9 protein-coding genes and 1 pseudogene are annotated in these 13,830 nt (G+C 59.7%); 5 read left to right on the forward strand and 5 right to left on the reverse strand.

Going from position 1 to position 13,830, the window contains the following annotated elements; all coding sequences use genetic code 11:
• The 3 genes and pseudogenes from AC27IQ_RS02870 to AC27IQ_RS02880 form a co-directional block, all read left to right on the forward strand.
• Positions 1–514: pseudogene (locus tag AC27IQ_RS02870) on the forward strand (aldehyde dehydrogenase family protein); the annotation flags it as partial.
• 122 nt (positions 515–636) lie between these two features.
• A complete protein-coding gene (locus tag AC27IQ_RS02875) occupies positions 637–1,158 on the forward strand; it encodes a GNAT family N-acetyltransferase (RefSeq protein WP_092744242.1) in 522 nt (173 codons plus the stop codon).
• A 39-nt stretch (positions 1,159–1,197) separates the two neighbouring features.
• Entirely contained in the window at positions 1,198–2,370 is a 1,173-nt protein-coding gene (locus AC27IQ_RS02880) for a methyltransferase (protein ID WP_487088077.1), read from the forward strand.
• A 30-nt stretch (positions 2,371–2,400) separates the two neighbouring features.
• Here the strand turns inward: AC27IQ_RS02880 and AC27IQ_RS02885 are convergent, their stop codons facing one another.
• Positions 2,401–2,886 carry a hypothetical protein gene (locus AC27IQ_RS02885; protein WP_284430088.1) on the reverse strand — a complete coding sequence of 162 codons (486 nt, stop codon included), beginning with the start codon at positions 2,884–2,886 and terminating at the stop codon, positions 2,401–2,403.
• Positions 2,887–3,079: 193 nt separating this feature from the next.
• Here AC27IQ_RS02885 and AC27IQ_RS02890 point away from each other — a divergent pair, with 193 nt between their 5' ends.
• Positions 3,080–4,519 carry a YdgA family protein gene (locus tag AC27IQ_RS02890; RefSeq protein ID WP_487088080.1) on the forward strand — a complete coding sequence of 480 codons (1,440 nt, stop codon included), beginning with the start codon at positions 3,080–3,082 and terminating at the stop codon, positions 4,517–4,519.
• Between the two features lie 196 nt (positions 4,520–4,715).
• Positions 4,716–5,681: a tRNA dihydrouridine synthase gene (locus AC27IQ_RS02895; RefSeq protein ID WP_284430090.1), complete on the forward strand. Its 966-nt coding sequence runs from the start codon at positions 4,716–4,718 to the stop codon at positions 5,679–5,681.
• A gap of 112 nt (positions 5,682–5,793) precedes the next feature.
• Here the strand turns inward: AC27IQ_RS02895 and AC27IQ_RS02900 are convergent, their stop codons facing one another.
• From AC27IQ_RS02900 to AC27IQ_RS02915, 4 genes are all read right to left on the reverse strand, one after another.
• Positions 5,794–7,599: a phospholipase D family protein gene (locus AC27IQ_RS02900; protein ID WP_487088123.1), complete on the reverse strand. Its 1,806-nt coding sequence runs from the start codon at positions 7,597–7,599 to the stop codon at positions 5,794–5,796.
• A 66-nt stretch (positions 7,600–7,665) separates the two neighbouring features.
• Positions 7,666–8,751, reverse strand: a complete 1,086-nt coding sequence (locus tag AC27IQ_RS02905; RefSeq protein WP_487088082.1) for a GspH/FimT family pseudopilin — start codon at positions 8,749–8,751, stop codon at positions 7,666–7,668.
• An 8-nt stretch (positions 8,752–8,759) separates the two neighbouring features.
• Positions 8,760–13,181 carry a pilus assembly protein gene (locus AC27IQ_RS02910; RefSeq protein WP_487088084.1) on the reverse strand — a complete coding sequence of 1,474 codons (4,422 nt, stop codon included), beginning with the start codon at positions 13,179–13,181 and terminating at the stop codon, positions 8,760–8,762.
• A 10-nt stretch (positions 13,182–13,191) separates the two neighbouring features.
• Positions 13,192–13,830 carry a pilus assembly PilX family protein gene (locus AC27IQ_RS02915; RefSeq protein ID WP_487088086.1) on the reverse strand — a complete coding sequence of 213 codons (639 nt, stop codon included), beginning with the start codon at positions 13,828–13,830 and terminating at the stop codon, positions 13,192–13,194.

The following is a 13,830-nucleotide window of genomic DNA, read 5'->3' on the forward strand; positions in this document are numbered from 1 at the left end:
CGTGCAGGGTGCTCGAACCCCGTGCCCGGTCCCCGCCACCGCCCGCGCAGGGCATCGGAGACGGGGTGGGGCGGCAGATGCCGCCGGTGCTGGTCTTCAACGCCAGCTGAACATGCAGGTGATGCAGGAAGACGATCTTCGGCCCCCGTGGCTGCCCGTGCTGGGCTACGAGCGGCTGGACGACGCCATCGCGCACATCAACGCCGGGCCGCGGCCGCTGGCGCTGTACTGGTTCGGCCGCAACGAAGCCGTGCGCGACGATGTGCTGCGCCGCACGGTGAGCGGCGGCGTCACGGTGAACGACACGCTCATGCACATCACGCACGACAACCTGCCGTTCGGCGGGGTCGGCGACAGTGGCTGGGGCGCCTACCACGGCGAGGCGGGCTTTCTGCGCTTTTGCCACCAGAAGTCGGTGCTGGTGCAATCGCGCTGGTCCATGGGCTCGGCGCTCTACCCGCCGTATGGCGCGCGTTTCGACCGCGTCATGGGCCTGCTGCGCCGCTGGCTTTAGCCGCCGCGGGGCCCTCGCACAGGGCCCGGGACAGCCGGGGGCTGGAGTGGAAAAACCATTTGCGGCGACAATGCCGCTCCTTTTCGTTTTTTTCATCCCCTGTTTTCGTCCCGTTTTTTTCCATGTCCAGTATCCAGGTCCGTCCCGCCACGCTTCGCGATGCCAAAGCCATTGCACAGATCCATACCGTCTCCGCAGCCGAGGTATACCGTGGCTTGTTGCCTGACGACCAATTGAAATCCCTCTCTTCGGTCGAGAAGCGCCAAGCCTACTGGCGCGAGGCCATCGAGTACTGCGAGCCCCAGGTCCAGGTGGCCGTGGACGGCGACAAGATCGTCGGCTTCGTCGGCTTCGACCGCTCGCGCGATGAAAAATCGCGCCCCACCACCGGTGAAATCTGGGCCATCTACGCCGCCCCCACCCACTGGAGCCAGGGCGTGGGCGTGGCCCTTTGGGACGCCGCACGCGACGGCCTGCAGGAAGAGGGCTGCACCAACGTCACCGCCTGGGTGCCGCTGCGCAACGAACGCGCGCTGCGCTTCCATGAACTGGCCGGCTTCAAGCGCGAAATGTCCACGGCCAAGACCGCTGTCGTCGGCGGTGTGAAGATCGAGGAAGTGCGCCTCAAGCGCCCCTTGAACTGATCCGCCGCCTCCCCTGACTTTCCTTTTCGCACACCCTTCATGATCCACTGGACCGAGCACGGCGAGGAGCGCTCAGCGCCCTGGCGCAGCGAGAGCAACGCTGCGGCGCCCCGGCGCGTGGTGCTGGCCGACGACACGCTCGCGGCCGACACCGCCTATCGGCTGGCGTGCGAGGGCACGGGCCTGTTGTGGCACGGCGATTTCCAGAACGCGCGGCACCTGCTCCAGGCGCTCATGCGCCGCGCGGACAAGAAGCCCAAGGCCAAAGGGGCCAAGGGCGGTCGCAAGGCCCACGCCGGTGGCTCTGCAGCCGAGAGCACGATCCCTGCGCAGGCCTTCCATCTGCACCGGCAGGCCCAGGCGCAACGTGCGCGCACGCTGGGCATGCTGCTCGTGCCCGTGGAGGGGGACCGCACCATCGCGTTGCGCCGTGCGCCCGATTGGCGAGAGGCATTCGCCGAGGCCTGGGGGCCGGCCGACGGCACCGCCTGCGTGGTGTCGCTGCGCGAAATGCTGGGGCTGGTCGGGGCACACGAGTGGCGAAAGAAGGGTGTGGAGATTCCCGCCCTGGGCACGCCCCAGGCCCCGCGCCGCATCCATCCGCACTACGGCGTGTTCTCGCCCGTGCGCGGGGAGTATGTGGACCTGGTGGCCCAGGCGCCGCTACCGGCCAGGGATCTGGCCTTCGACATCGGCACCGGAACGGGCGTGCTCGCGGCGGTGCTGGCCCGGCGCGGCGTGCACCGCGTCGTGGCCACCGACCAGGACCCCCGCGCTTTGGCCTGCGCCCGCGACAACATCCATCGGCTGGGCCTGTCGGCCCAGGTCGAGGTGGTGCAGGCCGATCTCTTTCCCGAGGGCCAGGCGCCGCTGGTGGTGTGCAACCCGCCCTGGCTGCCGGGGCGTGCCAGTTCGTCCATCGAGCATGCGGTCTATGATGAAGACAGCCGCATGCTGCGCGGCTTTCTGTCGGGCCTCAAGGCGCACCTGGCGCCAGCCGGCGAAGGATGGCTGATCCTGTCCGATCTGGCGGAGCACCTGGGCTTGCGCTCGCGTGACCAACTGCTCGAATGGGTGGCCGGCGCAGGCCTGCGGGTGGTTGATCGGCACGAGGTGCAGCCCCGCCATCCCAAAGCCGCGGACGCTACCGATCCGCTGCATGCCGCACGTTCGGCCGAGCGCACCTCGCTCTGGCGGCTGGCTGCGCTGTAGGCACTGCGCCAAGCGCCACCGGTTTCCTTTTCACACCGGCAGCAGTTGCTCCATGCGCTCGCGCACGGCGGCAGCGCGTTCGGGGCCGGCCAGCAAGGTGATTTCATCCAGCAGCGCCTCGCTCACGTCCAGCATGCTGTCCCGGTCGCGCGCACCGCGCAGCGCTTCATGGAAATTGCGGGCCAGGTCGGCATTGCGCCGCGCGAACATGCGCTCGCAAATGTCGAACAGGTACATGCGGGCGCCGGCCAGCGAACGCAGGGCGTTCGACGGTGCCGGGGCTTCGTTCGTGGCGGCCGGCGCAGTGGAAGGCGCGGGCGTTGTGTTGGGGCTGGCCAGGTAACCCTGGCGCATCAGTTGCTCGACGATCTGGGCGCCGATGCCGTTGTACATGGCCTGCAGGTCCTTCATCGGCCGGCCATCGGCCAGCAGCAGCAGGGAGCGTTCTCGCAGGCTCAGTGTTCGCACGCCGGGGGACAGTTCCAGGCGGGCCTTGTCGGTTCTCAGGAGCAGCATGGAAGGGGCAAAGATCAGGCGGGAGCCTGATTGCACCGCACTCCCGTGACGTGGCGATGACGCCAGCAGGGCCACGCGGCTGCGTGCGGCCAATGCCCACGGTTCTGATGCCGGGTGCGGAACTTGCCGCGAAGGCCGGTGGTATTCTCGCGGGCTTCGCCCAGGGGGGAGAAGCATGCTGACGGAACACCCAATGAACAAGAAAACAATTGCAGGCGCCGCCGTGGCGCTGGCTGTCGTGGCCTATGGTGGCGCGACCTGGTATCTGGGCCAACGGGCCCAGTCGAGCTACCAGGAGGCGCTGGTCGATCTGCGCCAGGCCCTGGGCCCGGAGGCCATCGTTTCCGAGGAATACCACAAGGGCTTCTTCTCATCGCAGGCCAAGCTGGTGCTGCAGTGGACCCCGCCCCGCACGACCGAGCAGGTGGAGGCCAATGTGCCGCCATCGCCGCCGTTGCGCCTGGCCGTGAACAGCACCGTGCACCATGGCCCGCTGGCGGGCCGCCGCCTGGCGGCCGCCGTGGTGGATTCGCGCTTTGCGCTGGAGGGGCTGGACGCGCAGGCCACCAAGGACCTGGCCAAGGTGACCGCTCCCACCCTGACCACGGTGCACCACCTGACGGGCCGGCACGACCTCCATTTCCAGTTGCCCGCGGGTGAAGTCGGCAACGAGGAGATGACGTTGCGTTGGCAAGCCATGGTCACCGACATGACCCTCAGCGGGGACCGCAAGCACGTCAAAGGCAGCTTCCAGTGGCCCGAATTCGCGATGGTTGGCGTGCCCGGCGGTACCCCGGACGAGGACGACGAAGAGGCCAGGCCGGCGGCCCGCATCACCATGGCCATGAAGGGCATGGACGGCACGTTTGAAAACGAAGTGATCGAAGGCATGTGGCTTTTCGGGCCCGGCACCGGCACGGTGCGGCTCGCGGAGATGGACGCCAGCAGCACCCCGGCCGCAGGCGGCGCGGCAACGTCCCTGTTCTCTCTGAAAGAAGTGGCCGGGTCGTCCACGATCGAAAGCAATGGCGCCACGATCAGCATCGCCACTGCGCTCAACGGCAAGGGCAGCATGGGCCCGCTGAATTTCGAATCGGTGGGCTTCGAAGAAAAGTTCCAGCGCATCGACCTGGAAACGATCAAGCGCTTTCAGCAGGCACTGATCGAGGCCTACCGCACACAGGGCCTGGCGAGCGCGGCCTCCCAAACGGAAGAGCGCATTCTGGCTTTGCTGGAAGAGAGCGCTCCCCGCCTGGTGGCAGCCCTTCCGGCTTACTCGATGAAACTCATGGCCACCTACCAAGGCCAGCAGGGGCAGATCGAATACGGTGGCGAAGTGCAGCGCGCTCCCTCGGCCGAAGAGGTTGCGCAGACGGGCTGGAAGGCCGCGTTGATCAAGGGCTCGATGCTGAATGCCAGCGCGCGTTTGCCCAAGGCGTGGATTGCGCCCATCGCCGAGGCCGCGGGCAAGAAAGACATGAAGAGCGAAGACATGGACGCCATGATCGGCATGGCCCAGGCGGCCGGGTTCCTGCGGCAGGAGGGCGACAATCTCACCAGCGTGGTGAAAATGGAAGCCGGCCAGGTCAAGCTCAACGGCAAGAGCATCGACCTGCCAAAGGGGACTTTCTAAAATAGCGTGCTTCGGTGGCTTCGGCCATCGGTCGGCTGCTCGCCAGGGCCCTTCGGGCCCTTTTTGTTTTTCCGGGCGCCGGGCCGTTCGTGGGGCTGCAGGCAGTCCTTTTCCTTGTCGTTACCTTCATCGGAAATTCCGGATTCACGGCCATGGGCGCTCGGCGCCGGTGGCGCAAAGGCCCATTCACGCTGCCATGACCTTGCTGCTCGCGCCCATGGAAGGGCTACTCGACTTCGTGCTGCGCGACGTGCTCACCCGCGTGGGTGGGGTGGACCGCTGTGTGTCGGAGTTCATTCGCATCACCGGCACCTTGCTGCCCGACAAGGTGTTTCTTCGCTACCTCCCGGAACTGCGCCATGGCGGCAGGACGCTGGCGGGCGTGCCGGTGCGGGCGCAGTTGCTGGGCTCCGATCCCGTCAGCATGGCCGAGAACGCGGCGCGCCTGGCGGCACTGGGACCCGAGGGGATCGATCTGAACTTCGGCTGCCCGGCCAACGTGGTCAACCGCCATGGGGGCGGTGCGGCGCTGCTCAAGGAGCCGGAGCGCATCGCTGCCGTGGTCGAGGCGGTGCGCCGCGCCGTGCCGCCGCACCTGCCGGTGTCCGCCAAGATGCGGCTGGGCTACCACGATGCCTCCCTGGCCCGCGAATGCGCACAGGCCATGCAGGCCGGCGGCGCGTGCGAATTGGTGGTGCATGCGCGAACCAAAGCCGACGGCTACCGGCCACCGGCCTATTGGGAGCAGATCCCCGCTGTGCGCGATGCCGTCTCCATCCCGGTGGTGGCCAATGGCGAGATCTGGACCGTGGCCGATGCGCAGCGCTGCCGCGAGGTGTCGGGATGCAGCGCCCTGATGCTCGGGCGGGGCATGGTGGCCGATCCCGGCCTGGCCCTTGCAATCCGCTCGGCGGACGCAGGCGACGCCGACGTGCCTGCATTGCCTTGGTCGGCGCTGCAGCCGCATCTGTCCGATTTCTGGCGTCTGGTCTGCGAAGACCTGGAGCCCCGCCAGCGCGCGGGCCGGCTCAAGCAATGGCTCAATCTGCTGCGCCGGCGGTTTCCGGAAGGGGAGGCGGCGTACCAACAGGTGCGCACCATGACGGATCAACAAGACATCACGCAATGGTTGCACCGGCAGCCGATGCCCGATCCGGCTTGAAACCAACTTGCCCTGAGGGTAGGGCGGGCCTGCCTCGGCTGAGTGCGGACCAGACGGTTCCGTCAGGTCGCACCTGAGGCATGGGCCTGCGAAGCAGGCCGCCTGTTTCGCGCTACAAAAGGTGATCCGGTGCCAATGGCCCCAGGAGCTTCAGCAGCAAACGCAGTCCCAGACCAGTATCGGGGTCCGTCGTGGCGTCTTCGAGGCCGCTGCCCTGGGGGGCTCGCCAAACCAATCCCTGTTCGGTCTTCTCCAGTCGCCAGGCGCCTTCGCGCATGGCGGTTTCGATCTGCTCTGACGCCATGCGGGAGAGGGCCCGGCTTTGGATCAGCAGGGCAATCTCGGTGTTCTGCAACTGGGAGCGCAGATCCAGGTTCATCGAACCCACCACCAGCAGCCGGCCGTCCAGCACCAGCACCTTGGAATGCAGCATCGACCGGGACTCGCCCGTGGCGGCGGCCCCCGATGAACCGAACGTCGACTTGAGGCCTGCCTGCTCGCTGCGCAGTTCATACAGCTGCACGCCCATGGCCAGCAATTCATCGCGGTGCCGTGCGTAGCCCACATGGGCAACCGGCGCATCGTTGGAGGCCAGCGAATTGGTGAGCACCCGCACTCGGACTCCCCGTGCCACGGCATCGGCAAACGCCTTCTTCATGTCCTCGCCGGGCACGAAATAAGGCGAAATGATGAGCAGGTCCTGCCGTGCCTGGGCCAGCAACTGCAGAAGGCCGTCCACCACGGTTTCTCCTTGCGCTGCATGTTCTGCAGAGGCTTGGAGCGCTTGCGTCCGCGGTGTCGTGGAAGAGGGCGAGTTGTTGTCGGAATAGGAACCGGATGCGCTCACCTCGACGGCTGCCCCTGGCTTCATGTCGCCCACGGGAATGCCGCGCTCGCCTTCGGCGGGAATCTTCGCGGGTTGGTCCGCCAGCATGGCGGCCGGCGCCCAGACGAAGGCTGCCGCACCGAGGTCCATGGCTTTTTCGTTCCAGACGCGCTCACGTTGCGCCTGCGTGGGTCCATCGCTGGATGGGCGGGGCTCGCCGTCCGGCGGCTTGGGCCCATCCCGCCGGTCGGAGGCCGCAGTGCGCGTCCCTGAAGGGGGGGCGTTGCTGTTGTCACCATCACCCTGTCGCTGCTGTTCGGACGCTGGCGCCTTCGAGGTCTGTTCGCGCAACCTTGCCAGTTCCTGCTGGGTGATGAGCGACTGCACGGGGTAGGCGCGCTGGTTGTTCCAGTAGCTGTCGAAGCTGCGAGACAGATCCTGGACGATGGGGCCCACGGCGAGCACGTCCAGATCCACGAAGTTGCCCGAATCGGCATTGCCGAAATAGGCATCGCCCAGATTGCGCCCGCCCGTTACGCCCATCACGTTGTCCGCGATGAACAGCTTGTTGTGCATGCGTTGCTGCACCCGGGAAAAATCGGTCACAGAGCCCCACAAGCGCCCCAGCATCGAACCACGCGGCCCAGCGACCGGGTTGAACATCCGCATTTCCACATTGGGCTGGAACGCCATGCCCATGACCAAGGCATTGCGCCCCGTGCTGTGAAAGTCGTCCAGGAGAATGCGAACACGTACCCCGCGCCGTGCCGCCGCTGCAATGCCGCGCAGCAACCGCTCGCTGCTGGCATCCGCATGGATGGCGTAGTACTGCAGGTCCAGTGTTTTCTGTGCGTTCTCCACCAGGGCGAGGCGGCTGCCATAGGCTTCCTGGGGGCCGCTGAGCAGGAGAAAGCCGGAGTCGTGGCGTGCTTGGTCAGCGCGGCGGCGATCCTCCAGCACCTTGGACAAGACTGTATTGCTGGCAGGTAACTCTGCTCGTGAGACAGGACGGTCGACTCTATCTGGCAGACCGGCACAACCTGAAATGAAGAGCAATGCGACGAGTGCTGAAATACCGCGCGAAATATACAAACTGGGATGTCTCACTCGTGAGGTTTTTATGGATGTGCCGGTGCTGTGGGCTGGATGGTTAGTTGGTCAGTTCGAAGCCGTTGCGGTACAGCTTGAGTCGGTCGATGGTTTGCAAGATCGTGCTCTGCCTGTCTTCGAAATAATGATTCTTCGCATCTCTTCATTTTGAGTGGCCGTCGATACATCATTCCGCTTGATGGTCAAGGTGAGGTTTTCTGGAGAACTTCCATCTTTTTTTCGAGAAAATCCGGAACTGTCAAATGTTAAATAAGGATCGGCGCCAGTGGCCGTACCGTTTCCCGATATGGTGAAATAACTTGCTGGGGCCTCTTGCTTCATGACAGTTCCATCCCCGCTTTCGCTGTAGGTCTGGCTGCGATCCTTATCAACGAAAACGATCCAACCGGTGCCCCAATCGGCACCACTGGCTGGAATGACATAGGCACTGGCATTTTGCTTCATTGCCTCTGCTTTTGCAGTATTGATGGCTACCAGAAGAGAGTTGGCAAGCGAAGATAGCTGAGAATTCCGCTGAAAGGCCTGGAACCCTGGCACGGCCACCAAAAGCAGTATTGCAGCAATGGCCATTGTTATTACCAGTTCAATCAGGGTAAAGCCATTCTGCGATTTTGATGTTTTACTCATGGCCAGCAAAGCCTGGGATTGCTTGTGTTGCCGCTGCATTTTTTTTGTGCCGTTGCTCATTAATTCCAGATTGCCGACGACTGGATCTGACTTTACTGGAGTCGCGATCACTCTAACGCATTGTGAAATGGGCAACGTCCCGGTGCCAGTTGCAGGGCATGTACTGGCAGACAGGAGGTATGCCGCCGCAGACAAGCCTCCATCGCCAGAAAATGTTTTAAAGGGAACCGTGGAGGCCGTGACACCCCCGCAGGCAGTGGATGGAGAGGGGGCTAAGGCAGCAACAGTTCCGCTGCTGTTGCTGAATGCCAAGTAGCAATTATTTTGTGTCATGTATCGCTCCTGCTGCTGAAGAAGCTCTGCCAAGGCGGCCCGCCCTTGCGCTCGCCGGCCTTTCAGAATGGAGTCGTTGTAAGCAGGATAAGCAACTGCTGCCAGAATGCCAATCACTGCCACCACGATCATGAGTTCTATCAGGGTGAACCCTCGGTTTGCTTGCGCGTTCATAGCTTGACTCACTTGTTTTTCATGTCTTGGTAGTTGTTGATCTGGCGCCAGCTTAGACGGCCCACGGCCTCGGTGATGCTGACGACCTGCGTGCTTGTGCTGGCGCCGGATTGCCCGATCGTTGTGCTCCTCAACGTCGTGGTTCTCCATCCCCGACCGGTGCTGTCCAGTGGAGTGGGCGGCGTTTCGGATTCATTCACGAAGAACATGCTCGGTCCCAACAGACCCACGGTCGAAAGGTTGTATTTCCCTGAGCCATCGCCAATGTTGACCACATAGGCATTGCTGGTTCCGGGCGTGTTGGTGCAAGTTCCGGTAGCACCAGTGGCGCCAGGAATGATCGTATTAAAGGTGGCATAAAGGCTGCCTTGGTCACCAATGGCACTGACCAATTTTTCTCCAGAAACCGGCATATCAAAATACCACCCAGAACGTTGTGTTGCATCGGTATCCGACATGGCCCGGCCCCATTTGAATGCACCCACCGTGATGACCCTTGTGCCGGTATTGATGGCGCCTTGTTTCAGCCGCGCCCGTCCGCTGATGACACTTGCCGCCGCAGGGGAACTGTCTGCAGCCGTAAGACCATTGTCGTAAACGGCATAGAAACTGTTGGTTGCAGTCGACGTGTTGTCTGTCGTCTCCAGATATTTTCCTGTGCCGAAGGTGACATAAAAAGTTTCCAAGCCGGATACTGTTGGTCCCGAGAATATGGCTGGTGCTGCAGTAATCGGTTGGATGGTATTGCTCGAATCTTTGGCAATATACAAGGGGTAGGGCACAGGCGACCCTGCAGTGCCTTTGTTGAATGCCGTCAATTTATTCATATTCCAATCGCTGGTAGGCAGATTTTTTGAAAAATCAAGTTTCCAGAGGTTGCCATGAAAGTCTCCCATGTAGATCTGCGTGACCTCGCCAGCACTGCCCCAGAGCGGCTGAAAATTGGCAAGCCCCGTCGCTTTGGTGGAGCTCAGCGTGCTATCGATGGGCAAGGAGATCTTGAAATAATTGGTTCCCAAAGTCCACGAGGTTCCAGGCTGCTTGTCCAATGCCAGCAGGAAAAGGGCGGGCTGTCCGGTCGTACTAAATACCCCATTGACATCGGGCACGTAATTGTTCGCACCGCTTGCCACGACTGCAAACCAACGATAGGTGCCGGTGCTGGCGCTCCCGCTGGTTTTCAGCTTTAGAATCTGCGGTTTCCCGATTACCTGGCCCATATCTGCATCGTCGGAACGCTTGAATTCCCACATCACGTTGGAGGCAGCAAAATTGGACGGGTCAGACACATCCAATGCAAAAACCCCGGAACCTCCTCCGCCTGTTCCCGAGACCAGGACAGTTTTCCAATCGGATGCCGTGCCATTGAATGCCACTTGCGCCTCTCCCACAACTGGTGGCGCATCGACATAGCTTTGATGGTTAGTCACATAGCTCGTGTTTGTCAGTGCTGAGAGTTTGGGGCCCATCCAGCTGGGAATATAGGCAAACAATTCGTCGCCAGTACCCGCGTTGAATGAATGCAGCATGCCGTCATTTGCTCCAACAAAAACAGCTGGCGTGCGATTGTTATAGCTACTCCGGAAGGCAGCATACCCGGCGCCGGAATAGGCCGCGGTAGGTGCACCTGAATACACAACGCTGGAGTTGACGATGTCTCCGAGCAACGAACTGCGCACCCGGAAAGGATTACCTTCCTTGGTTCGGTCTCCCCTCAAAAAGCTGACACGCGCTGAACCTTGCCCATCTGAAGATGCGGTAGGTTCTGCTTTATTGAGATAGCCTTGCAAGGCGCTTTCAATCGTTGCCCAAGTAAATGACGCCGCCACTGGATTCGCATTTCCGGCGGTATTTCCCACAAAAATCTTGCGATTGGCAGCGGGCGAAGCCATCACCGACAAACGGTCTGCTGCGCTCCAGTTCTGAGAACCAACGTTGAGGCTGGTGCCGGAGGCTGTCAAAGGTTCAGCGACAACGTCTCCGCTCCAGTTACTCGTATCAAACTTGGCAGAATACACGACGCTTCCCGACGTGCTGTTGATGGTCGTGGTAGAGGCTGAACTGCCTGCGATGCTTCTGGCTTGGGTCGACGCCCTGCTGAAAATATCGTCAAAGGCTGAAAGGACGCCACGTGCACTACTTTGAAGGTAATAGGTGCCAGCCTCGCCAGGATCATTTTGCTTTTGCCAGACATTGTTGTCGTTGGTGCCGTCTTGGCGCTTGAAAGGATTGCCATAGGTGTTATACGGCCTGGCTGCAGCGTTGCTGGGATCCGATTCGAAGCCGCCATACTTGGAGGCCATGAAAAACTGATTGGCAAAACGGCGTGTTGAGACGTTGTTTTGGTCCCCGTACTCGTTGACGTCGAAAAGGAACGTTTTGACTCGGAGTCCTGGACGCTGTTTTGCAGGGGCTGCGGTCCAATCGGTTCCACGAATGTCGTGCGTGTGAGACCAATATGCCGACCCCATGATCTGGCTGGTTTGGGTACCACTCGGCACGCTACCGTTGGCCCCATTGGGATTGCCAGTGGTTCGGGTCACATTTTGACCATCTTGATAGGTCGTTGCTTGATTTCGCTCAAAAGCTTGAACCGTGCTACGCCATGCATTAATGTTTGGAATATTATTTGCCAAATCAGGCGTTGGCAGTCTGTTTCCGTCATGGGTGTTCACGTCTCCAATGACAACCACGTTGCTTTTCAAGCAAGAATAATCCGATGCATTGCTTCTGTTGTCATATGGGTCGGTCCAGGTCGAGTAAGCCGGATAACCATCGTACATATCAGATGAAATATTGCTCGTCGCAGCGGTGCTTGGCTGCAAGCCTTGCAGGTATCTGATCGTCTCGTAATGGAGTTCACCGACAGGGTCATACATTTTGTAGCGACCAGGTACAGGTCCGGTTCTGCCAAATTTGTTCAGATAGTTGATGACGCCGCTAATGTTCGGCGTTTGACTGGTATTGTTGTCGGGATTGGATAGGAATACTCCGTTGTTGGCATTCCATTCTGCATTGGGATTCCCGCCGCTGGGGGTGTTGTCCTGTCCCGTGGTGCTGAAAGTTTTGCTGCCGACATATTTCATCGGTGCTCGAAGCACCCCGCCATAGCGGCCGTTGTTATAGCTTGCCGTCTGGTCCATAAGATAACCAAAGGCAGCCAATCGCATCTGATCACTGTATTTCTGAATAACACCGGTTGGCTTGTAATTGCCATTGGGGTACTGCCTGCACAAATTGTATGCAGCACGCACGTCTTGCAAAACGCCAGAGGTGGTATCGCAGACTTGAACGCGTGCATAGAAAAAGCCATCGCTATTCAAGTTTGCGTTCACAGGCGGTGTCCACGATCCGCTGTAGTTTCGGTAGTAACACTGTTTAGCAGTGCCGCTCTTCGGGTCGCCAAAGATGTCATTGGTACAAGCCACGCCATTCGATGCGGGAGCCACCTTCCAGTAATTCACACCATTGACTTTGACTCCATACCAAACCTCTTTCGTTCCTGTAAAACTGCAGGTATTATTTTCAGTGGCGCATTGAGTTGTACCGCCGGGTCGATCTGTTGATGCATCGCTGACCGGTCCCACGGATGAATTAGCGGTTGGCGCGCCCAATTTATATGATGCCGGGCCTGTCGAACAGTTTCCGGTATTAGAAGTGCCAAAATAGATTCTATTCAGGGTATTGGCTACCCATATATCGTTTCCGTTGGCAGCTGTGATCATTGCTGTGGGGACAGCTCCCCAATAAGTCCCTGCACTTCCACCATTTTTTTGCAGTTGCTTGGCCGGAAAATTGCTGGTATTCCACATGCAGACCGGGTCCCCATTGGGAATGACTGCCCGTTGAAGTATGGTCAGGGAAGAGTTGGTAGTGGCTGTATCAATGTATCGATCACCGCCTGACAATGCCAAGCGGAGCATATCAATGGCTGAACTGCTGGCCCAGTTCAAAAAATTGCCGCTGAAGGCATTGGTGCACTTCCGTGCGGTTGCAGCACCGCTGCGATCGAAACGCTTGTAGTCTGCTGTTGTCAAGCCGCTTGCAGGTGTTTCCGATGGAGAATCGTTGTATACATAGCAACTTTCCGCGTCATAATATCCCAAATACTCATTTAAATTGGAATAAGTATTGTCTGTGGCGCCCCCTGATGGGTATTGTGAGCCTACTGTGGGATATTCAACGGATAAAGCCAGAGCCAAAGTGGGCTTGTCCACTGCCGCTGCTGCGTAGAGTGGATCTGCGGAAATATTGATTGCAGGTATGGAGGGCGCAGTGCCTGCGCTGAATGCAACAAATGAAATGGTTGCCATGATTGGCACGGCTGCCAATGCAATCCACTTCGCAGAAGACGATTTTTTAATGCTCTCTTTGCAGCCTGCAATTATTTTTATTGCTGCAGCAGTCCTGGAGGTATCAGAGTTGTTCATATAGTCCTCTTCAATTTCTGAAAATTACTTGCGATACTGTTTGAGTATCCGCATTCGGACCAAAGCCCATGGCAGTGATTCTGTAAATATACTTGACGTCTCTTGGATCTTTTGTGCGAGACATAGAGGGATCGGGAATTGGCTCTATCACATAGCGCGGAGGTTGAGCGGGCTGAATTCCTGCATTTCCAGATGGAAATGTCCGTCCTGTATAGGTTCCGAATACAGTGGTAGGCGCATTGTTTGATGTATTCGTGAAGTCCACGGCCAACCAAGCCGGCTTACCCGTGGCATTGAGGGCGCATAACCCAATCGTGTTGCCAGATGTACCGCAGTCCTGAACAAACTGCGCAATATCTGTACTGCCTCGTTTGAAGATGCTATTTCTTTTGGTGGAAGAGCTCGCAGGTTGTCCCAGGATGTCAAATTCCGCATCCATCAATGCAGCTTCGGTGGATTGCCAAGCAATTTGAGTATCTCGATCATTTCGGGTGCCGCGCTCCGCCATCATCGAAATCTGCACTCCTGATATTCCCAATATGGAAACAATCACCAGCAACAGCATCACTACAATTAATGACGCTCCTTGTTCTTTTGAAGCCCGGGGTAAAACTGCGAATTTCACAGATAAATCTTGGAATTTCAGCAT

Source organism: Acidovorax sp. KPB24-07, from assembly GCF_057543315.1.

Coding starts and splice junctions, on each gene's coding strand:
- AC27IQ_RS02875 (WP_092744242.1), top strand. CDS start 637: ATGTCCAGTATCCAGGTCCGTCCCGCCACGCTTCGCGATGCCAAAGCC.
- AC27IQ_RS02880 (WP_487088077.1), top strand. CDS start 1,198: ATGATCCACTGGACCGAGCACGGCGAGGAGCGCTCAGCGCCCTGGCGC.
- AC27IQ_RS02885 (WP_284430088.1), bottom strand. CDS start 2,886: ATGCTGCTCCTGAGAACCGACAAGGCCCGCCTGGAACTGTCCCCCGGC.
- AC27IQ_RS02890 (WP_487088080.1), top strand. CDS start 3,080: ATGAACAAGAAAACAATTGCAGGCGCCGCCGTGGCGCTGGCTGTCGTG.
- AC27IQ_RS02895 (WP_284430090.1), top strand. CDS start 4,716: ATGACCTTGCTGCTCGCGCCCATGGAAGGGCTACTCGACTTCGTGCTG.
- AC27IQ_RS02905 (WP_487088082.1), bottom strand. CDS start 8,751: ATGAACGCGCAAGCAAACCGAGGGTTCACCCTGATAGAACTCATGATC.
- AC27IQ_RS02910 (WP_487088084.1), bottom strand. CDS start 13,181: ATGAACAACTCTGATACCTCCAGGACTGCTGCAGCAATAAAAATAATT.
- AC27IQ_RS02915 (WP_487088086.1), bottom strand. CDS start 13,830: ATGCTGAAATTCCAAGATTTATCTGTGAAATTCGCAGTTTTACCCCGG.